Source organism: Pantoea sp. PGP6, assembly GCF_053474785.1.
The window spans coordinates 1,503,951-1,524,994 of record NZ_JBQBMA010000001.1 but is presented as its reverse complement, the minus strand read 5'-3'; the positions used below and the strand labels follow the sequence as shown (position 1 = coordinate 1,524,994).

The window sequence follows — 21,044 nt, the reverse complement described above, 5'->3', positions numbered from 1 at the left end:
AACGAAAGCTATCAAACGCGGAAAGCGGGATGCTCTCTGGCCCGCGAGGCAGTGTACAGGGAATGTCGGGACAATTAACCCGCTTTATACTTTTCAAATCTTTTCGGCCAATCGCTGCTAGCTTTGTAAGACCAGAGATAAAAGGAGCTGACTTGTGGAGATTCGTCCGTTTACTGAAGCCGATCGGCCTTTTTTGCGTACGCTGTTTCTGGCGGCGCGGCGGCATAACTGGCGCTGGCTGGATGGCAGCGACTGGCAGCTGGAAGATTTTGATGGCGTTATCCTCGGTGAAACCGTACTGGTAGCCGACTGTGACGGGCAGCGCGTCGGATTTGCCGGCCTGCTGGAGAATGATAATTTCCTGCATAGCCTGTATGTCGACCCCGACTGGCAGGGCCGCGGTGCAGGCAGTGCCTTGCTGGAAGCGGTTCAGGCGCGCTTCACCTCGACCGGCGCGCTGAAATGTCTGACGATGAACAAAGCGGCGCAGGCATTTTATCTGAAGCATGGCTGGAAGATGATTGCGCAGGGCGAAGGGGAACAGGGAGGCTATGTGCTGATGCACTACCCGCTGGCGTCTGAATACACCAGCGGGTCGGGTCGGGCTTAAAGTGCGCGGAAGGCGATGTCGCCAGGAATGACCTCGCCCTGCCAGTAAAGCTGGGCGGCGACCCGTCCGGCAAGCTGGCGGTAGAGCGCGGTGAATTCACTGTCCGGCCGGCGGATTACCGTCGGCTGGCCCGCATCCAGATCTTCACGCAGGTTAATGTGCAACGGCAGCTGGGCCAGCAGCTGCGTGTGGTAATCAGCCACCAGCTTTTGCGCCCCGCCAGTGCCGAAAATCGGTTCGTGGAAGCCGCACTGGCTGCAGATGTGCAGGCTCATGTTCTCGACTACGCCCAGCACCGGCACGCTGACTTTTTCAAACATCACGATGCCTTTACGGGCGTCGATCAGCGCAATATCCTGCGGCGTGGTGACCACCAGCGCGCCGGTCACCGGAACATTCTGCGCCAGCGTCAGCTGGATATCGCCGGTGCCCGGCGGCATATCCAGCACCAGATAATCCAGCTCCGGCCACATCGTCTCGTTCAGCAATTGCATCAGCGCTTTACTGGCCATCGGCCCGCGCCACACCATGGCGTTATCGTCAGTCACCAGATAGCCAATCGAGTTAGTGGCCAGCCCGTGCGCCATAATCGGTGCCATATGGGTCCCATCGGGCGAGGTAGGACGTTCATGTTCGGTGCCCAGCATGTTGGGCACCGACGGGCCATAGATATCGGCGTCGAGGATGCCGACGCGCGCGCCCTCTGCGGCCAGCGCCAGCGCCATATTGACGGCGGTACTGGATTTGCCCACGCCGCCTTTACCGGAGCTGACGGCGATAATATTTTTCACGCCGTTAACGCCAGGCTGGTTTTTCACCCGCTTCAGGGTGGCGATATCATGGCTTAAACGCCAGTCAATCGCGCGCGTGCCGGTCAGGCGCAGCAGCTCGGCGCTGGTCTGCGCTTTCAGTTCTTCAAAGGCGCTGGCCCAGGCGAACGGCATGATCAGTTCGATATGCAGCTTACCGTCCAGCTGTGCCACGTGATGCAACGCTTTCAGCGCAGTGAGATTCTGTTGCAGCGTCGGATGCTCAAAGCCTCTCAGTACGCCGACCACGATGGCGCGCAGGGCTTCAGGCGTATGCGGTTCCCGGGATTGTACTGTCATCCCCCACTCCTTTTTTATGCTGTTCTTACGCTGTGCTTCAGCGATGTATTTTCAATGATATCAGATGGCCACTGTTTCGCGGCGACTGCCGGTGGCGAATCCCTTGTGTTTACGCCAGCGGAGCCTTCGGTTACCATCTAAGCCCGTTTTTTCAATCAACAGAAAGCTACGCAAACTATGACTCAAGTCGCTAAAAAAATTCTGGTAACCTGCGCGCTGCCTTACGCGAACGGATCAATCCATCTCGGCCATATGCTCGAGCATATCCAGGCAGACATTTGGGTGCGTTACCAGCGAATGCGTGGCAATCAGGTTTACTTCATCTGCGCTGATGACGCGCACGGCACGCCGATTATGCTGAAAGCACAGCAGCTGGGCATTGCGCCAGAGCAGATGATTGCTGAAATGAAACAAGAGCATGAAGCCGATTTTGCCGGTTTCAACGTCAGCTATGACAACTATCACTCGACCCACGGTGATGAGAACCGCCAGCTGTCGGCGCTGATTTACGGTCGCCTGAAAGAGAACGGTTTTATTAAGAACCGCACCATTTCTCAGCTCTACGATCCGGAAAAAGGGATGTTCCTGCCGGACCGTTTTGTTAAAGGCACCTGCCCGAAATGTAAGTCTGCCGATCAGTACGGTGATAACTGTGAAGTCTGCGGCGCGACGTACAGCCCGACCGAACTGATTGATCCGAAGTCGGTGGTCTCCGGTGCGACGCCAGTGCTGCGCGACTCGGAACACTTCTTCTTTGATCTGCCATCGTTCAGCGCCATGCTGCAGGCCTGGACCCGTTCCGGTGCGTTGCAGGATCAGGTCGCTAACAAGATGCAGGAGTGGTTCGAATCAGGCCTGCAGCAGTGGGATATCTCACGTGACGCGCCCTATTTCGGTTTTGAAATCCCGGATGCGCCAGGCAAATATTTTTACGTCTGGCTGGATGCGCCTATTGGCTACATGGGCTCGTTCAAGAACCTGTGCGACAAGCGTGGCGATATCGACTTCGACGAATTCTGGCGTAAAGATTCCACCACCGAGCTGTATCACTTTATCGGTAAAGATATCGTCTACTTCCACAGCCTGTTCTGGCCGGCGATGCTGGAAGGCAGCGACTTCCGCAAACCGAACAACCTGTTTGTCCACGGTTATGTGACGGTCAATGGTGCCAAGATGTCGAAATCACGCGGCACCTTTATTAAAGCCAGCACCTGGCTGCAGCATCTGGACGCTGACAGCCTGCGTTACTATTACGCGGCAAAACTCTCTTCGCGCATCGACGACATCGACCTGAACCTGGAAGATTTCGTTCAGCGCGTCAACGCTGACATCGTCAATAAAGTGGTTAACCTGGCATCACGTAACGCCGGCTTTATCACCAAACGCTTTGACGGCAAGCTGGCGGCTGAACTGGCCGATCCGGCGCTCTATCAGACCTTTGTTGATGCGTCAGAGAAGATCGGTGAAGCCTGGGCGAGCCGCGAATACAGCCGCGCAATCCGTGAAATTATGGCGCTGGCCGACCTGGCAAACCGCTACGTTGATGAGCAGGCACCGTGGGTAGTCGCGAAGCAGGAAGGCCGTGACGCCGATCTGCAGGCAATCTGCTCAATGGGGATTAACCTGTTCCGCGTGCTGATGACCTGGCTGAAGCCGGTGCTACCGTCGCTGAGCGCGCGCGCAGAAGGCTTCCTTAACTGCGAACTGAGCTGGGATGCGATTCCACAGCCGCTGCTGGATCATCAGGTTGCGCCGTTTAAAGCGCTCTACAGCCGGATTGAAATGGCGAAGGTCGAAGGCCTGATTGAGGCGTCGAAAGAGGATGCCGCAGCGGCCAGCGCCCCGGCGGTTAGCGGTCCGCTGGCGGATGCGCCGGTTGGTGACACCATCACCATCGACGATTTCGCCAAAGTCGATATGCGGGTAGCGCTGATTGAGCAGGCGGAGCTGGTCGATGGCTCAGACAAGCTGTTGCGTCTGCAACTCGACCTGGGTGGCGAGAAGCGTCAGATCTTCTCCGGCATTCGTGCGGCCTATCCCGATCCGTCCGTGCTGGTCGGCAAGATGACCATCATCGTTGCTAACCTGGCGCCGCGTAAAATGCGCTTTGGCATCTCCGAAGGGATGGTGCTGTCGGCGGGACCGGGCGGTAAAGATCTGTTTGTACTGTCGGTAGACAGCGGTGCGGTACCGGGCATGCCGGTTAAATAATCCCTCACGCTTCACTCCCCTTACGCCAGGTTGCCGGTGTAAGGGGAGATTCTGCTTTATCTCTGCGATTTCAGCCGTCACGTTTTCCCCCGCGCCGCTTCCCCCTGCTTTGCTGATGTCCCGCTAAACCTGCTGATCCGGGCATCGGTCTGTCGGGCTTTTATGTGATCGCTAGCACGCTAAGCGGTTAATGCGTATGATGAACAACAGTGAAAACAGGAGCCTGTCATGCTCACCGTGCTGTCTGTCTGCGGGCGCTACCTTCGTGCCTTTATCATCATTTATCTCTGCTTATACAGTGGCAACGGCATCGCCTCGCTGCTGCCGATCACTATTCCTGGCAGTATTCTCGGGATGCTGATTCTGTTTGCCCTGCTGGCGTCGCAAATCCTGCCGGTCAACTGGGTGAAACCGGGCTGCCATCTGATCATCCGCTATATGGCGCTGCTGTTTGTGCCAATTAGCGTTGGCGTCATGAGCCATACCGATATTCTCAGCGCCCAGTTTGGTCCGATCGTCATCTCCTGCGTCGTCAGTACCTTTGTGGTGCTGGCGGTGGTCGGCGTCAGCGCCCACCAGTTGCACAGCCGTCGTCCGCTCCGGGAGCCAAACGATGAGTGATATCTGGTGGTCTCTGCCGCTGACCCTGGCGGCGTTCTTTCTGGCGCGCAAGCTGGCGCTGACCCTGAAAATCTCGCTGCTCAATCCACTGCTGGTGGCGATGGCGATTATCATCCCGATCCTGCTGCTGCTGCAGTTGCCCTACTCGCGCTACTTTGCCGGCAGTCAGATTCTTAACCAGCTGCTGCAACCGGCGGTGGTCGCCCTGGCGCTGCCGCTGTACGAGCAGATGCATCAGATTCGCGCCCGCTGGAAGTCGATCATTGGGGTCTGCTTTATCGGGAGCCTGACCGCCATGATATCGGGCACCGCTATCGCCCTGTGGCTGGGCGCCACGCCGGAAATTGCCGCCACCATTATTCCCAAATCAGTCACCACGCCCATCGCAATGGCGGTCTCCGGATCGCTGCACGGCATCCCGGCGATCAGCGCCATCTGTGTACTGATCGCCGGCGTGCTGGGGGCGGTGTTTGGGCATATGCTGCTGAACCTGCTGGGCGTCAAATCGAAAGCGGCGCGCGGTCTGGCCATCGGTAACGCCTCCCATGCCCTCGGAACCGCCCGGGCGGCTGAAGTCGATTATCAGGAAGGGGCGTTCAGTTCACTGGCGCTGGTGATTTGCGGCATCATTACTTCTTTGCTGGCACCGTTTATTTTTCCGCTACTGCTGCACTGGTTTGGCTAAAACTTTGCGATAGATCTCGCAAAGTTGAAACATGCAACTCAGGTTGCATTGTCAGAGCGACGGGGATCACATATAAACCTGTGACTGGCATATCGTCCTGCTGAATTTAATGAGGCTCTCATGCATTCACGTTTCCTCTCCGCCTTCGAGGCGTTGCCGTCAACTCTGCAAACCGCGCTGGCTCCGCTGCTGGACGCGCCTGACTTTCAGGCAGTGCTGCGCGCCGACCAGATCGCATCGCTGCAGCAACAGACTCAGATGGACGCCGATGCGCTGGCGCTGGCGCTGCTGCCGCTGGCAGCAGCCTGTGCGGTGGCCACGGTGTCGCACTTTAACGTCGGGGCGATCGCCCGCGGCACCAGTGGTAACTGGTACTTCGGCGCCAACATGGAATTTGTCGGCACCCCACTGCAACAGACGGTGCACGCTGAGCAGAGCGCGATTACCCACGCCTGGCTGCGCGGCGAACGCCGGCTGGAAACCATCACGGTTAACTACACCCCGTGCGGCCATTGCCGTCAGTTTATGAATGAACTCAACAGCGGTACCGGGATTCGTATTTCGCTGCCGCAGCGCGCCATCAGTACCCTGGCCGATTATCTGCCAGACTCCTTTGGCCCGCGCGATCTCGACATCACAACCCTGCTGATGGATGCGGTCGACCACGGTTACAGCGCTGAGGGAGATGCGCTGGTGCAGGCCGCCGTGGCCGCCGCCAATGCCAGCCACGCGCCGTACAGCCAGTCACACAGCGGCGTAGCGCTGGAAACCGAGTCCGGCACTATTGTGACCGGTCGCTATGCTGAGAATGCCGCGTTTAACCCCAGCTTTCCGCCGCTTCAGGCCGCGCTGGTGCTGCTGAATATGCAGGGCGGGCACAGTGGTCAGATAAAAAGAGCGGTGCTGGCAGAAGTAGAAAATGCCACGCTGAGCCAGTTTGCCGCCACGCAGGCAACCTTACAGACTTTTGGTTGCAGTGAGCTGCTGTCGGTGAGATTGCACAAAGCATAACCCACTGTCAGAAAGGCCACAGTTTTGTGACCTTTTATGAACAAATGCTGTACTTCTGCGGGAAATTTCATAGGATCTGGCGCCAGAATTCACGTCATGACAAATTACTCTGAATAATTCGGGTTGCAGGATGGCAGCAAGTACGTGAATGATTCGCAGCGGAGACCTGCCGCTGCACTGCTCCTGCAGCCTGAGCTATAACGGGTAAGTAAACTGGCGCTACCTTTCCGGCGTGACGCCAGACAACACTGCAACCGGAGCATCACTGCATGGAACTCGACTACGAAAGTAAACGTCCGCTCTACATCCCTTACGCTGGCCCGATTTTGCTGGAATTCCCCCTCCTCAACAAAGGCAGTGCCTTTAGCATCGAAGAACGTAACGAATTTAATCTCAATGGTCTGCTGCCGGAAGCGGTAGAGTCGATTGAAGAACAGGCGCAGCGTGCCTGGCGTCAGTTCCAGGACTTCAAAAACAATAACGATAAGCACGTCTACCTGCGTAACATCCAGGACACCAACGAAACGCTGTTTTATCGCCTGCTGGACAACCATCTCGAAGAGATGATGCCGATCATTTACACCCCAACCGTCGGCGCCGCCTGTGAACACTTCTCTGAAATCTATCGCCGGGCACGCGGGGTGTTTATCTCTTACCCGAACCGCGACCGCATCGAAGATATGCTGCAGAACGCCACCAAACAGAACGTGAAGGTCATTGTCGTCACCGATGGCGAGCGCATCCTGGGTCTGGGTGACCAGGGCATCGGCGGCATGGGCATCCCGATCGGTAAGCTGTCGCTCTACACCGCCTGTGGCGGTATCAGTCCGGCTTATACCCTGCCGGTGGTGCTGGATGTCGGTACCAATAATCAGCAGCTGCTGAACGATCCGCTCTACATGGGCTGGCGTCATCCGCGTATTACCGGCGAAGAGTACGACGCTTTCGTTAATGACTTTATTCAGGCGGTTAAACGTCGCTGGCCGAAAGTGCTGTTGCAGTTCGAAGACTTCGCCCAGAAGAACGCCATGCCGTTGCTAAACCGCTACCGCGATGAAGTCTGCTGCTTTAACGACGACATTCAGGGTACCGCCGCGGTTACCGTGGGTACGCTGATCGCCGCCAGCCGCGCAGCCGGTAGCCGCCTGTGCGAACAGAAGGTGGTATTCCTCGGTGCCGGTTCCGCCGGCTGTGGCATCGCCGAACAGATTATTGCCCAGATGAAATCGGAAGGCCTGAGCGATGAAGAAGCGCGCAGCCGGGTGATGATGGTGGATCGCTTTGGTCTGCTGACCGACAAGCTGCCTAACCTGCTCGATTTCCAGAGCAGACTGGTACAGAAGAGCGAAAACCTTCAGCACTGGGATGTCACCAGTGACGCGATTTCGCTGCTCGACGTGGTGCGCAACGCCCATCCGGATATTCTGATTGGAGTATCGGGTCAGCCAGGGCTGTTCACCGAAGAGATCATCCGCGAGATGCACAAACACTGCAAACGCCCGATTGTGATGCCGCTGTCGAACCCGACGTCACGCGTTGAAGCCACGCCAGCCGATATCATTGCCTGGACCGACGGTGCAGCGCTGGTGGCTACCGGCAGTCCGTTCTCGCCGGTCAGCTGGAACGGTAAAACCTACCCGATCGCCCAGTGCAACAACTCCTACATCTTCCCGGGAATTGGTCTGGGTGTTATCGCGTCAGGCGCCAGCCGCGTCACCGACACCATGCTGATGACCGCCAGCCGGGCGCTGGCCGACTGCTCGCCGCTGGTGAATGATGGTGAAGGTCCGGTACTGCCGGAAATCAAAGATATCCAGGGCGTGTCGAAAATCATCGCCATGGAAGTCGGCAAAGCGGCGCAGCTGGCGGGTGTCGCCGTCGTCACCTCCGAAGATGTGCTGTCGCAGGCGATTGCCAACAACTTCTGGCTGCCGCAATACCGTCATTATCGTCGTACCTCGATCTAATTGTGCGCTGCCGGACCGATTCTGGTCCGGCAATGCTCAAAAAGAGACCAGCCAACCGGCACTAACTTGCTTCGCTGCGGCGGCTCAAGTAGCCTTGTGCCATCTCAAATTTCTGACATCGAGTCTCCAGGCGCATGCTGAAACGCGTTTTCATTGGACTGCTTTTCATCATCCTGCTGATGGTGGCGACGGCGCTTGGCCTTGATCGCTGGATCAGTTGGAAAACTGCGCCCTTTATCTACGAGAATGTCTCTTCGCTGCCGCACCGCCAGGTGGGTGTGGTGCTGGGCACCGCTAAATATTATCGTACCGGGGTGATCAATCAGTATTACCTCTATCGGATGCAGGGCGCGCTCAACGCCTATAACAGCGGCAAAGTGAACTACCTGCTGCTGAGCGGTGACAATGCGCTGCAAAGCTACAACGAACCGATGACCATGCGTCGCGATTTAATCAAGGCAGGCGTCGATCCGGCGGATATTGTGCTGGACTATGCCGGTTTCCGGACGCTGGATTCGATTGTTCGCACCCGCAAAGTGTTCGATACCAACGACTTCATTATCATCACCCAACGCTTCCACTGTGAGCGGGCGCTGTTTATTGCCCTGCAGCTCGGCATTCAGGCGCAGTGCTATGCCGTGCCTTCGCCGAAAAACATGCTCAGCGTGCGTTTCCGTGAGGTCGGTGCGCGGCTGGGCGCGCTGGCTGACCTGTTCCTGCTGAAGCGAGAGCCACGCTTCCTTGGGCCGCTGGTGCCGATTCCGGCGGTACGTGAAGTGCCGGAGGATGCACAAAGTTATCCGGCGGTCACGCCGGAACAGCTGCTGGAGCTGGAGCAGAAGCTGCGTAAATAGCTCACGCACTGCGGGCTTGTTTATGCTGTGCTGACACTTGTTACTCCAATGCTGTGGTCTGGTAGTCACGTGTCTGGCTCAGGGAGCAGTTTCAGGCGCTCAGAAAGTCGCTTCAGACGGCTGACAGACCTGAACCAATTTCAGATTTGCCCTGGTTCCCTGAGCAGTCCCGGTCTCACCGCTGAGCAGGCTTCAGGCAGCATACGCCTGCCGCAAAGACGCAACAACGCCAGCACTTTTTCCCATAAAAAAAGCGACCCGAAGGTCGCTTTGTTTTTTCTGACGTCATCGCCTGCGCATTATTTTTTGCGCGAGTATTTCAGCGAGTCGAGCGCCACGGCGAAGATGATGATGCCGCCTTTGATGATGTACTGCCAGTAAGGGTTGACGCCGATATAGGTCAGGCCGTAGTTGATTACGGTGAAGATCAGTACACCGGTCACCACGCCCGCCACGCTACCGACACCGCCGGCGAAGGAGACGCCGCCGACCACACAGGCAGCAATCGCATCCAGCTCATACATAAAGCCGAGGTTGTTGGTTGCCGAGCCGATACGACCCGCTTCCAGCATCCCGCCGAAGGCGTAGAACACACCAGACAGCGCATAGATCATGATCAGGTTCAGTGGCACGTTAACGCCGGACACTTTCGCCGCTTCCGGGTTACCACCGATAGCAAAAATGTTTTTACCGAAGCGGGTTTTGTTCCACAGCACCCAGACAAACACAATCGCAATCACCGCGTAGAAGGTGATGAAAGAGAGCTTGAAGTCACCGAAGCGTAAAAAGCCCTGAGCGAATTTCGAGAAACCGGTATCAAAACCGGCAATCGGTGATGCGCCAACGAAATCGTAATAGAGCGAGTTGATGCCGTAGACGATGATCATGGTGCCCAGAGTGGTGATAAATGGCGTCACCTTGAGGTAAGCAATGATCACGCCGTTCACCAGACCAATCACGCCGCCGATGATGCAGACGGTGAGGATCACCAGTGGAATTGGCACCGTATCCAGCGTCGGGAACACCTTGTTAGCGTTGTCCATCGCTTGCAGCAGCGTGGCCGCGACCACCGCTGCCAGACCGACCTGACGACCGGCCGACAGGTCAGTACCCTGGGTAACAATCAGCCCCGCCACACCCAGTGCAATAATAATGCGCACCGAAGATTGGGTCAGAATGTTACTCAGGTTCATTAAACTTAAAAATGAGGGGTCCTGAAAAATAATAATAGCCAGCAATACCAGCAGAACGACATAAATGCCGCCCTCTTTTAACCAGGTTAGCGCATTCTTTTTTGTAGTCGCTTTCATGTTAACAGCCCTTGCTTCATTAAAGGTGTAATGACGCTAAACGCAATATTTCGTTCTGCGTGGTGGTTTTGGTATCAACAATGCCGGCTACCAGACCATTACTCATCACCAGAATACGGTCGGTAATGCCTAACAGCTCCGGCATTTCGGAAGAGATAATAATGATGCCCTTTTCTCTTTTCGCCAGCTCAGCAATCAGCTGGTAAATTTCGAATTTTGCCCCGACGTCAATCCCGCGTGTCGGTTCATCAAGCATCAGGATTTCAGGCTGGGTCAATAACCAGCGACCAATAATCACTTTTTGCTGGTTACCACCCGAAAGCGAACCAATCTGCGTATGATGGCCTGGCGTTTTTACCCGCATTGAATCGATAACCCATTGGGTATCACTCTTCATGCGTTTATTATCCAGCAGCCCCATACTGTTTTTATATTTTTTAATATTGGAAATAAGCGAGTTAAAACCAATATCCAGAAAAGCATAAATCCCGGTCGAACGACGTTCTTCCGTTACCAGCGCAAAACCGTGGTTAATGGCTTCGTTGGCGCTGTGATTATTAATCGGTTTACCGTGCAGTTTAATGGTGCCGCCCGATTTTTCGCGAATGCCAAACAGCGTTTCGACGATATCGGTACGTTTGGCACCCACCAGCCCGGCAATGCCGAGAATCTCCCCTTTACGCAGATCAAACGAGATGTCGCGAATCGATGGCTGACGCAATGACGTCAGGTTACGCACCTCAAGAATGGTTTCACCCGGCACGTTGGTGCGGTCCGGAAAACGCTGGTTCAGTGAACGGCCGACCATCATCGAGATGATCTTGTCCATATCCAGCCCGTCCAGCGGCTGAGTAGTGATCCACTGTCCGTCACGCAGAATGGTAATTTCGTCACACAGCTGGAAAATCTCTTCCATCTTGTGCGAGATATACACAATGCCGCAGCCGCGATCTTTCAGTTTACGAATAATAGTGAACAGATGATTAACCTCTTTCTCGGTTAACGAGGAGGTTGGCTCATCCATAATCACAATTTTCGCGTCATAAGAGAACGCTTTGGCAATTTCAATCATCTGCATTTGCGACACGGAAAGATGCGCCACTTTGTCGCGGGGATCGATATCGATATCCAGCTCGTCAAAGATCGCCTTGGTGTCGTTATACATTTTATCCTGATCGACAAAGAAGCCTTTACGGGGATAACGCCCCAGCCACATGTTGTCCATCACGGTACGCTGCAATACCAGGTTTAATTCCTGATGCACCATCGACACGCCATTTTCCAGCGCCTCTTTGGAGCTTTTATAATCGATCTCTTTACCCTGAAACAAAATACTGCCGGTATCTTTCTTATAAATACCAAACAGACATTTTAATAAAGTGGATTTACCGGCGCCGTTCTCGCCCATTAATGCATGAACAGAGTGAGGCCGCACTTTTAAATTCACATTATCTAACGCTTTAACGCCGGGAAATGATTTACTGACATTGGTCATTTCCAGCAGATATTCTCGCTGCGCGGTCGTATTATCACTGGCCATAATTTACCTGGCTAAAAAACGGTGGTGACGTAAAAAAGGCGCGACACTCGCCGCGCCCGTAATCGATATTATTTCTGGAACTGTGAGAGGTTTTCTTTATCAACCGGTACGTAAGGTACTCGGACGATTTTGTCGACCATCTTGAAGTTAGTACCTTCGGTGGCGGCTTTGCCGTCAGCCAGGTTTTTCGCCATATCCAGCGTCGCTTTCGCCTGGTTTTCCGCATCGTTCAGCACGGTACCGGCCAGTGCGCCCGATTTCACCAGCGCCAGCGCTTCTGGCAGTGCATCGACGCCGAACACCGGGATGGAGCTCATGTTGTGCGCTTTCAGCGCTTCAACCGCACCCATCGCCATCGCATCGTTGTTGGCAATGACCACTTCGATTTTTTTGGCGTTCGGGCCTGACAGCCAGGCATCCATCTTGTCTTTCGCCTGCGCGGTATCCCACATCGCTGTGTCCATCGCTAACTGCTGAGTTTTCAGGCCATCTTTGTTCAGGGTATCGATAACATATTTGGTACGCGCTTCAGCGTCCGGGTGGCCCGGCTCGCCTTTCAGCAGCACGAACTGAATCTGACCATCTTTGTTCAGATCCCAGGCCGGGGTCGCTTTCCAGTGCTTCTCAATCAGCTGACCCTGGATGATGCCGGACTCTTTAGAATCGGTACCGACATAATAGGCTTTGTCATAACCGGCCAGTACTTTGGCGTTCGGCTCTTTGTTGAAGAACACGACCGGCACATCATTTGCGCGCGCTTTGTCTACCACTACCGCTGCTGCAGCCGGGTCAACCAGGTTAATCGCCAGCGCTTTCACGCCTTTCGCCATCAGCACGTCGATCTGGTCGTTCTGTTTAGACTGGTCATTCTGCGAGTCATTCATCAGCAGCTGAACGCCACCGATGGTTTTCGCTTCTTTCTCGATGTCTTTGCGTACCATCGACATGAAGTTGTCATCATATTTATAAATGGTCACGCCGATACGGGTGTCAGCTGCGTGAGCGGTTGCACCAAACATCATGCTGGCAACCAGTGCTGTGAGCGTGAAAACCTTCTTATTCATGGTATCTCCGGTTTTTTTATGCAGGGTCTTTTTAGCTCTGCCGCGCTTCAGAGGCGGGAGAACAATCGGTAAAACTGATCGGCGACGCGGAATAGACACAACGTTACGCTAAGCCGCTGGACCGCCGTCCAGAATCTGACTTCCCTGTACGCAAACGCTTCCGTGAATATAAATATGTTGTGAACCATTTCATCCAGCGACTGAGACGGTGCCTGATGCGGTTAAGCGGGCGTTACATAATGTTTCAGTCCGGTAAGACGTTGCCATCATAGTGAGGGCAATGTTAATTAACTGTGAATGTAATCACAGATTGAAAACGGTTACATGGCTGAATCGCCTGAATTAGTGACGGACTCCACATTTTGCCGTTGCGCCACTGAATGACGGCGCACCAGCGTCGGCATAAAGATGTGCGTTGCGGTGTCATCCAGCAGCCCTGCCGCGCCCTGCAACGCCAGCTCTGTCGCCAGTTTTGCCATAGAAACAATGGGATAGCGAACTGTGGTCAGTTGTGGATCGGTGTAACGTGAAATCGGGATGTCATCAAAGCCAATGACAGAAAAATGCTGTGGAACCTGAATGCCGTTGTCTTTCAACGCAGTGAGTGCGCCCGCTGCCATGCCGTCGTTATAGGCAAACACCGCGCTCAGATTGAGGTTACGTCCCAGCAGTTCGACCATGGCGGCTTCACCGCCCTGCATATCTGGCTCGGCGCTGGCGATCCAGCTCTCCTGAGGCCGCATGCCCTGCTCCGCCATCGCCTGCAGCCAGCCTTCGCGGCGCTGGGCGACATCTTCAATCGGGTGGCTGGAACAGAGGTAGCCGATCCGGCTATGTCCCTGTTGTAACAGGGTTCTTGAAGCCATCAGCGCGCCGGTAACGTTGTCGAGGCTGACGCTGCGATGTTCAAAACCCGGTACTATACGGTTGATTACCACCATGCCCGGTACATGTTGCATAAACTCAGCCAGCTCCTGGTCTGAAAGCGTTTTCGCGTGCACCACCAGCGCACTGCAACGCTGGCGGATCAGCACCTCAATCGCGTGGCGCTCTTTTTCTTCCTGATGCCAGGAGTTGCTGATTAACACATGCTTGTGCACGCGCTGCGCCACGGTATCGACCGCTTTGACCAGCGCGCCGAAGAAGGGATCGGAGACATCCATCACCACCACGCCGATGGTATCGCTGACCTGGGTGGCCAGCGCCTGGGCATTGGCGTTTGGACGATATCCCAGTGCATCAACGGCCTGTAACACGGCGTCACGGGTATCAGAGGTGACGGCGCTACTGTTATTGAGTACGCGCGAGACGGTCGCCACCGACACGCCAGCCTGACGGGCAACATCACGAATCGTTATCATGCAGCAGTTCCACAGAGGAAGAATAAGGCATCACGCCGGGTTGAACACCGGCGCTATTTTGTCAGGGGCGGGAGGCAGGCAGCGTGAATTGCGTCACATCAATGAAAACGGTTACATACAATTCTGCAACCTTTGTGATGGCGGTCATTATCTGGCGTTGTCAGTAACCGCTGGTTTACCGGCGGCCAGCAGCGTCAGGCGCCGCCATAGCCACTCCAGCGGACCCTGGGCGAAGTAATGTAACCAGATGAGTGAAAACAGAATGTTAATCAGCCATACCGCGGGTACCATCATCACCAGCTGCAGGCGAGTGAAGTGCATGAACAGCCCAAAGCGATAGAACAGCGTGGTACAGATCAGGGTCTGTAGCAGGTAATTGGTTAACGCCATGCGGCCAACGCACTGAATCGCATAGCTAATACGCCAGCGACTAATCCGCGACCAGTAACCGAGACAAAGCGCGGCATAGCCCAGGCTGATCAGCGGGCTGGCCAAATCGCGCGGGGTTTGCAGATAAAAGCCGGTCCAGCGAAACTCCCAATGTAACAGCCATTGCGCCGCGACCCCGGCCACCGCAATCGATAGCCCCATTGTCAGCAGCAGCGCTGCCGCCTGACGGTAATGCTGCGCTGAAAATTCGCCCGTCAGCCAGCCGCTGCGTAGCAGTGCGCCGCCAATCATCATCAGGCCGGCCAGCTGCCAGCCGTACTGCGCTGCCAGCGCCATCAGACCTGACGAGAGATGGTCGAGCCGGTTACTCACCGCTTCCCAGCCGCCGGTCAGTTTCCAGTATTGTTCATATTGCAGATCGGCCGCGCCCGGCAGCCAGGATCGGGTCGCCTGATGATCGGAAATCGATCCGAACACCAGCAATACGCCACAGCCCACCAGATAGAGCAGAATACCGGTGTTCATCAGGCTGCGGGTCGAAGGCACATCCCGCAACACTCGCCACACCACCAGGCCGATGATGCCGTAATCCAGCAGGATATCGCCTTCCCACAGCAACACGCCGTGCAGGAAACCGATAAACACCAGCAGCGTCAGGCGTGCCGTCAGCCAGCGACTGCCGCGCGGCAGCTGCATTTGCAGGCCCGCACCAAACAGCAGCGCAAACAGGGTCAGGAATTTGAGTTGTGCCAGCGCGTCAGAAACCGCCCATGTCCAGGCGTCGGACAGCGTGACGCTGCCCTGCCAGGCAGGATTCAGGTAGGCGGCTGACGGCAGACCGAAACCGACAATATTAAGCAGCAGGATGCCGAGAATGGCACATCCACGTATGAAATCCAGCGCAAGATAGCGTTGCATGCGGCACCCTGAATTGACGATGCGGGCCGCTGAGTGCGCCCGCCGTTGACTCAACTATGGCGTACCGCGCGCAGAAATTCCTGGCGGGTGTTTTGACTGGACTTGAACAGACCACCCAGCGAGGTGGTCGTGGTGGCGCTGGTGGCATCTTTGACGCCGCGCGCTTTTACGCAGTAGTGCACCGCGTCAATCGATACCGCGACGTTGTTGGTACCCAGCAGCGTTTGCAGCGCGACCAGTACCTGCTGCGTCAGACGCTCCTGCACCTGCGGGCGCTGGGCAAAGAACTGCACGATGCGGTTAATCTTCGACAGACCAATCACCGTATCTTTCGGGATGTAAGCGACGGTCGCTTTGCCGTCGATGATCACGAAGTGATGTTCACAGGTGCTGGTCAGGGTGATATCACGCACGGTCACCATCTCATCAACCTTCATTTTGTTTTCAATGACGGTGATTTTTGGGAAGTTGGCGTAGTCGAGACCGGAGAACACCTCATCAACGTACATTTTGGCAATGCGGTGCGGGGTTTCGATCAGGCTGTCATCCTGCAGATCGAGATTCAGCAGCTGCATAATTTCGGTCATGTGGCCTGCAATCAGGCTCTTACGCGTTTCGTCATCGAGGTCGCGCGTCGGTGCACGTAACGGCGTTTCCAGGCCACGCGCTAACAGCGCTTCATGGACCAGGGCAGCTTCCTGACTTAAGGTGCTCATCGTACTCTTCTCCGGCTGGTGTTGCGCCCGCCGGTTAATACCAGCGGGCCCTGTTACTGAGCGCGTATTGTGAAACTTTCTTTGCGGGGAATCCAGCAATCAATCAGATTGGTGATCAACCCGCATCAGGCTGCACGTCGCCAGACCAGCAGGCCGGCCCATACCAGACTGGCTCCGGCTACCCACAACGCCGGTTCCAGCCGGTGCAGCAGCGCAGTGGACAGAAACGACAGCAGCGGGCCGACCAGCTGCCCGACCGCATAACCGGTGGTCAGTAAACCGGCCATGTAACGCAAATGCTGCGGCGCCAGTTCACGCGCATAGAGCAGCGACAGCTGCACCACGCTGAGAAAGCCACCACCGACCAGCAGCGCGCCGATCAACAAGCCACTGAAGCCCGGCAACAGCGCTGCCGCCAGTACGCCCAGCGCCTGCGCCCACAGCACCAGCGCCAGCCGTGCATGGCTGCTGCCCCAGCGCCGCGTCATAATGCCAATCACAATCCCGACCATCGCCGCTCCGCCGAATATCGGCCAGACGAACTGCGCGAATGCCCCATCAGGAAAGCGTGCCGCCGCCATCTGCGACAGAAAGGTGGCAGGCAAAATGTAGCCGAAGCCCGCCAGGCTGTAGCTCAGCACCAGCCGTTTCAGATTGCGGTTCAGCACCAGCGGTTCAGGTGCCTGATCCGGACGATGCAATTCGCCCCGACGCGGCAGATTACGGCTAATCAGCGCAATCAGCAGCAGCGCCAGCACGCCGTAAGCGGCCCATGCCAGCGACGCTGATACCTGGAAGCTGTGTAGTACCACTGCCAGTAGCCCGCTGACAAAAATACCGCAGCCGGGACCGGCAAACACCGCCGCCGATAAGCCGGCCCGGCCATGCCGGTGCAGCTGCTCATTGCTCCAGGCGGCCACCAGCACCATCGCCCAGCCGCTGGCCCAGCCAATCAGGAAGCGAATCGCCCCATGCAGCCAGGGACCGCTGACGCAGGCCGAGAGCAGCGTCAGGATCACCGCTCCCCAGACGCCAGCCAGTAACCGCAGTTCTACCCGGCGGTGTGCGCGCATCGCATCGAAGGAACCACACAGGTAACCGAGGTAGTTTAACGCCGCCACCAGGCTGGCACTGGTCAGCGTCAGCTGGTGCTCCTGAATCATCAGCGGTACCTGTGGCGTAAAGGCGAATCGCCCGATGCCCATCGCCACAAATAAGGTTAAAAATGCGCTAAGCGCGACGCGTACCGCCATTGCTGAACTCCTGTCGTGATGGCCTGGGATCTTTTCTGACTTGCTTACAGCATGCAGGATGTTTAAACTCACGGAAAGTGAATAATATTAACCAAGTTGTTTACGGGAAGAGAAGATATGGATTTAGTTCAGCTACGTATGTTCTGTTCCGTCGCCGAAAGCGGTTCGCTGGCGCGCGCGGCAGAACAGCTGCATCGCGTGCCCTCTAATCTGACCACGCGGCTGCGTCAACTGGAAGAAGAGTTAGGCGTTGATCTGTTTATTCGTGAGAAGCAACGCATTCGCCTGTCGCCAATGGGTCATAATTTCCTCAATTATGCGCAACGTATCCTGGCGCTGAGCGACGAAGCGATGAGCATGACCCGCACCGGCGAACCGGCCGGTAACTTCGCGCTCGGCTCCATGGAGAGCACTGCCGCCACGCGGCTGCCCGGCCTGCTGGCAGCCTATCACCAGCGGTTTCCGAAAGTGGCGCTGTCGCTGATCACCGGCACTTCTGGCGAGATTATCGATCGGGTGCGTGAAGGCACCTTAGCGGCAGCGCTGGTTGACGGTCCGGTTTCGCATGACGATCTCAACGGTTGTATCGCCTTTCGCGAGGAGATGGTGTTGATTACCGGTCTCGATCACGCGCCGATTAACAGCGCACGCGACGTGCAGGGTGACACGCTGTTTGCCTTTCGCAACAGCTGCTCCTATCGGGTGAAGCTGGAAACCTGGTATCGCGACAGCCAGACCGCGCCCGATAATGTGATGGAGATTCAGTCCTATCACGCCATGCTGGCCTGCGTGGCGGGCGGCGCGGGGGTAGCGATGATCCCGGCCTCGGTGCTGAAGCAGATGCCGGACCGCTCACGGGTGCAGGCGCACACGCTGCCGCCGGGCTACCGCGATACGGCAACCTGGCTGATGTGGCGACGCGACGCGTTCACCCCGAACGTTGAAGCTCTGAAGTACCTGATCATTGAACAATTTGACGATCGTCCGCTCAACGACGAACTGATCCACCCCTTAGCGGCGGCGGAATAAGCGTTCCGCGCTATGTTTAAGAGCCTGGTGAGCCAGGCGTAATTGTTGCAGGCAGCCTGAACACGGACAGCGCGGAACAACCGGAGCCTACACGGAGTACGTGAGGATTGTGAGCACTGCCCAGGTTCAGACTGGCAAATAAAATAGCCTGGTGAGCCAGGCGTAATTGTTGCAGGCAGTCTGAACACGGACAGCGCGGAACAACCGGAGCGTACACGGAGTACGTGAGGATTGTGAGCACTGCCCGGGTTCAGACTGGCAAATAAAATAGCCTGGCGGGCCAGGCTCTGAATCATCACCACCAACCGGACGCCCCTGCGCGTCACAATCTGACTGGAAGAGGGATTGCATGAATATGATCAAAACCCGTGCCGCTGTTGCCTGGGCTGCTGGCGAACCGCTGAAAATTGAAGAAGTGGATTTAATGCCGCCGCAGAAAGGTGAAGTGCTGGTACGTATCGTGGCGACCGGCGTTTGCCATACCGATGCCTATACCCTGTCCGGCACCGATCCTGAGGGCGTTTTCCCGGCGATCCTCGGCCATGAAGGTGGTGGCATCGTTGAAGCCGTCGGCGAAGGCGTCACCAGCGTCGAAGTCGGCGACCATGTGATTCCGCTCTACACGCCGGAGTGTGGCAAATGTAAATATTGCCTGTCTGGCAAAACCAACCTCTGCCAGGCGATTCGTACTACCCAGGGCAAAGGTCTGATGCCCGACGGCACCACCCGCTTCTATAAAGACGGTAAGCCGATTTTCCACTATATGGGCACCTCCACGTTCTCTGAATACACGGTGATCCCGGAAATTTCACTGGCGAAAATCAGCAAAGAAGCGCCGCTGGAAGAAGTCTGCCTGCTGGGCTGTGGCGTTACCACCGGCATGGGCGCGGTGATGAATACCGCCAAAGTGAAGGAAGGCGATACCGTGGCGATCTTCGGTCTCGGCGGCATTGGCCTGTCTGCGGTCATCGGTGCCAAAATGGCGAAAGCCGGTCGCATCATTGCCATCGACATCAACACCAGTAAGTTCGATCTGGCGCGCAAGCTGGGTGCCACCGATCTGATTAACCCGAAAGATTACGATAAGCCGATTCAGGAAGTGATCGTCGAGCTGACCGATGGCGGCGTCGATTATTCGTTTGAATGTATCGGTAACGTCAACGTGATGCGCTCCGCGCTGGAGTGTTGCCACAAGGGCTGGGGCGAATCCGTGATTATCGGCGTGGCCGGCGCGGGCGAAGAGATCTCGACCCGTCCTTTCCAGCTGGTGACCGGTCGCGTCTGGCGCGGTTCGGCGTTTGGCGGCGTTAAAGGCCGTTCACAGCTGCCCGGCATCGTGCAGGATTATCTCGACGGCAAGTTTGCGCTGAACGATTTCATCACCCACACCATGCCGCTGGAACAGATTAACGACGCCTTTGATTTGATGCACGAAGGAAAATCGATCCGCTCGGTAGTGCACTTTAACAAGTAATCAGGAGGCGTTATGGCATCCACTCTGGAGCTTCTGGAAGAACATCGCATTTTTGGCGGCTGGCAGCAGCGCTGGCGTCATCAGTCGGCGGTGCTGAACTGCCCGATGACGTTCAGCATCTATCTGCCGACCCCGCACGGCGATGCGCCACCGCCGGTGGTCTGGTTTCTGGCAGGGCTGACCTGCAATGATGAGAACTTCACCACCAAAGCCGGGGCGCAGCGGGTTGCCGCCGAACTGGGGCTGGTGCTGATCATGCCGGATACCAGCCCACGCGGCGATCGGGTGGCAAATGATGAGGGCTACGATCTCGGTCAGGGCGCGGGCTTTTATCTCAACGCCACACAGCAACCGTGGGCCAGCCATTTTCGCATGTTCGATTATCTGAGCAGTGAGCTGCCGACGCTGATCGCTGATAACTTCAAGGTCAGCGAGCGTCAGTCGATTATGGGTCATTCGATGGGTGGACATGGCGCGCTGATGCTGGCGCTGCGTCTGGGCGGCCGCTTTGCCTCGGCATCCGCCTTTGCGCCGATTGTGAATCCGATGGATGTGCCGTGGGGACAGAAAGCGTTTCAGGCTTATCTGGGCGACGATCGCGCCGCCTGGCGTGAATATGACAGCTGTCAGCTGATGGCGCAGGTCTCGCATCGGCTGCCGATGCTGATCGATCAGGGCGACAGCGATCAGTTCTTAGCCGATCAGCTGCAGCCGGAGCGGCTGGAGTCGGTGGCGCAGGAGACGGGCTTCCCGCTGACCCTGCGTATTCAGCCGGGTTACGATCACAGCTACTTCTTTATCGCCAGTTTTGTTGAAGATCACCTGCGCTTCCACGCGCAGCATCTGCTGGCTCGCTAATCTTCACCTCATCTTCCCGCGCCGGGAGGATGAGGTGCTTCTCCCTTGCTGCTGACCGCCCTC

At 56.5% G+C, this 21,044-nt stretch carries 18 protein-coding genes; 10 read left to right on the top strand and 8 right to left on the bottom strand.

Features of this window, described 5'->3' with window-relative positions; genetic code table 11:
* The first annotated feature begins 154 nt into the window (after positions 1-154).
* Positions 155-610 (top strand): GNAT family N-acetyltransferase, encoded by a 456-nt coding sequence (locus tag ACLIBF_RS07235; RefSeq protein ID WP_031377138.1) that lies wholly within the window; start codon positions 155-157, stop codon positions 608-610.
* Here ACLIBF_RS07235 and apbC read toward each other — a convergent pair.
* Positions 607-1,719, bottom strand: a complete 1,113-nt coding sequence (gene apbC / locus ACLIBF_RS07230) for an iron-sulfur cluster carrier protein ApbC (protein ID WP_046288202.1) — start codon at positions 1,717-1,719, stop codon at positions 607-609. The two genes, ACLIBF_RS07235 and apbC, sit on opposite strands and share 4 nt — an antisense overlap.
* Before the next feature lie 177 nt (positions 1,720-1,896).
* On the opposite strand from apbC, the gene metG reads away from it, so the two are divergent.
* From metG to sanA, 6 genes are all read left to right on the top strand, one after another.
* Positions 1,897-3,930 carry a methionine--tRNA ligase gene (metG, locus tag ACLIBF_RS07225; protein WP_031377137.1) on the top strand — a complete coding sequence of 678 codons (2,034 nt, stop codon included), beginning with the start codon at positions 1,897-1,899 and terminating at the stop codon, positions 3,928-3,930.
* Positions 3,931-4,158: 228 nt separating this feature from the next.
* A complete protein-coding gene (locus tag ACLIBF_RS07220) occupies positions 4,159-4,551 on the top strand; it encodes a CidA/LrgA family protein (protein WP_031377136.1) in 393 nt (130 codons plus the stop codon).
* Positions 4,544-5,236 (top strand): CidB/LrgB family autolysis modulator, encoded by a 693-nt coding sequence (locus ACLIBF_RS07215; RefSeq protein WP_031377135.1) that lies wholly within the window; start codon positions 4,544-4,546, stop codon positions 5,234-5,236. The genes ACLIBF_RS07220 and ACLIBF_RS07215 overlap by 8 nt, the downstream gene beginning before the upstream one ends.
* A gap of 120 nt (positions 5,237-5,356) precedes the next feature.
* Positions 5,357-6,247 (top strand): cytidine deaminase, encoded by an 891-nt coding sequence (gene cdd, locus ACLIBF_RS07210; RefSeq protein WP_069728970.1) that lies wholly within the window; start codon positions 5,357-5,359, stop codon positions 6,245-6,247.
* A gap of 269 nt (positions 6,248-6,516) precedes the next feature.
* Positions 6,517-8,214, top strand: coding sequence for an NAD-dependent malic enzyme (locus tag ACLIBF_RS07205; RefSeq protein WP_031377133.1), 1,698 nt, complete (start codon positions 6,517-6,519; stop codon positions 8,212-8,214).
* Positions 8,215-8,348: 134 nt separating this feature from the next.
* The gene (gene sanA / locus ACLIBF_RS07200; protein ID WP_031377132.1) at positions 8,349-9,068 is read left to right on the top strand and encodes an outer membrane permeability protein SanA; all 720 of its coding nucleotides are present in this window, start codon (positions 8,349-8,351) and stop codon (positions 9,066-9,068) included.
* Between the two features lie 299 nt (positions 9,069-9,367).
* Here the strand turns inward: sanA and mglC are convergent, their stop codons facing one another.
* The 7 genes from mglC to ACLIBF_RS07165 all read right to left on the bottom strand — a co-directional run bounded on the left by mglC (position 9,368) and on the right by ACLIBF_RS07165 (position 17,620).
* Positions 9,368-10,378 (bottom strand): galactose/methyl galactoside ABC transporter permease MglC, encoded by a 1,011-nt coding sequence (gene mglC / locus ACLIBF_RS07195; protein ID WP_031377131.1) that lies wholly within the window; start codon positions 10,376-10,378, stop codon positions 9,368-9,370.
* A 19-nt stretch (positions 10,379-10,397) separates the two neighbouring features.
* Positions 10,398-11,918: a galactose/methyl galactoside ABC transporter ATP-binding protein MglA gene (mglA, locus tag ACLIBF_RS07190; protein ID WP_046288201.1), complete on the bottom strand. Its 1,521-nt coding sequence runs from the start codon at positions 11,916-11,918 to the stop codon at positions 10,398-10,400.
* Between the two features lie 68 nt (positions 11,919-11,986).
* Complete coding sequence (gene mglB / locus ACLIBF_RS07185; protein WP_031377130.1) at positions 11,987-12,982, bottom strand: galactose/glucose ABC transporter substrate-binding protein MglB; 996 nt, start codon at positions 12,980-12,982, stop codon at positions 11,987-11,989.
* Between the two features lie 320 nt (positions 12,983-13,302).
* Positions 13,303-14,343 (bottom strand): HTH-type transcriptional regulator GalS, encoded by a 1,041-nt coding sequence (galS, locus tag ACLIBF_RS07180; RefSeq protein ID WP_046288200.1) that lies wholly within the window; start codon positions 14,341-14,343, stop codon positions 13,303-13,305.
* Between the two features lie 147 nt (positions 14,344-14,490).
* Positions 14,491-15,651, bottom strand: coding sequence for a DUF418 domain-containing protein YeiB (yeiB, locus tag ACLIBF_RS07175; RefSeq protein WP_031377129.1), 1,161 nt, complete (start codon positions 15,649-15,651; stop codon positions 14,491-14,493).
* A gap of 50 nt (positions 15,652-15,701) precedes the next feature.
* The gene (gene folE / locus ACLIBF_RS07170) at positions 15,702-16,367 is read right to left on the bottom strand and encodes a GTP cyclohydrolase I FolE (protein ID WP_031377128.1); all 666 of its coding nucleotides are present in this window, start codon (positions 16,365-16,367) and stop codon (positions 15,702-15,704) included.
* 125 nt (positions 16,368-16,492) lie between these two features.
* Positions 16,493-17,620, bottom strand: a complete 1,128-nt coding sequence (locus ACLIBF_RS07165) for a YbfB/YjiJ family MFS transporter (RefSeq protein ID WP_069728971.1) — start codon at positions 17,618-17,620, stop codon at positions 16,493-16,495.
* A gap of 117 nt (positions 17,621-17,737) precedes the next feature.
* On the opposite strand from ACLIBF_RS07165, the gene ptrR reads away from it, so the two are divergent.
* From ptrR to fghA, 3 genes are all read left to right on the top strand, one after another.
* On the top strand, positions 17,738-18,649 hold the full coding sequence (gene ptrR, locus ACLIBF_RS07160; RefSeq protein ID WP_031377126.1) for a putrescine utilization regulator PtrR: 912 nt from the start codon (positions 17,738-17,740) through the stop codon (positions 18,647-18,649).
* Between the two features lie 349 nt (positions 18,650-18,998).
* Positions 18,999-20,123 carry an S-(hydroxymethyl)glutathione dehydrogenase/class III alcohol dehydrogenase gene (locus ACLIBF_RS07155; RefSeq protein WP_031377125.1) on the top strand — a complete coding sequence of 375 codons (1,125 nt, stop codon included), beginning with the start codon at positions 18,999-19,001 and terminating at the stop codon, positions 20,121-20,123.
* Between the two features lie 12 nt (positions 20,124-20,135).
* Positions 20,136-20,981 carry an S-formylglutathione hydrolase gene (gene fghA, locus ACLIBF_RS07150; protein ID WP_031377124.1) on the top strand — a complete coding sequence of 282 codons (846 nt, stop codon included), beginning with the start codon at positions 20,136-20,138 and terminating at the stop codon, positions 20,979-20,981.
* Positions 20,982-21,044 lie beyond the last annotated feature (63 nt).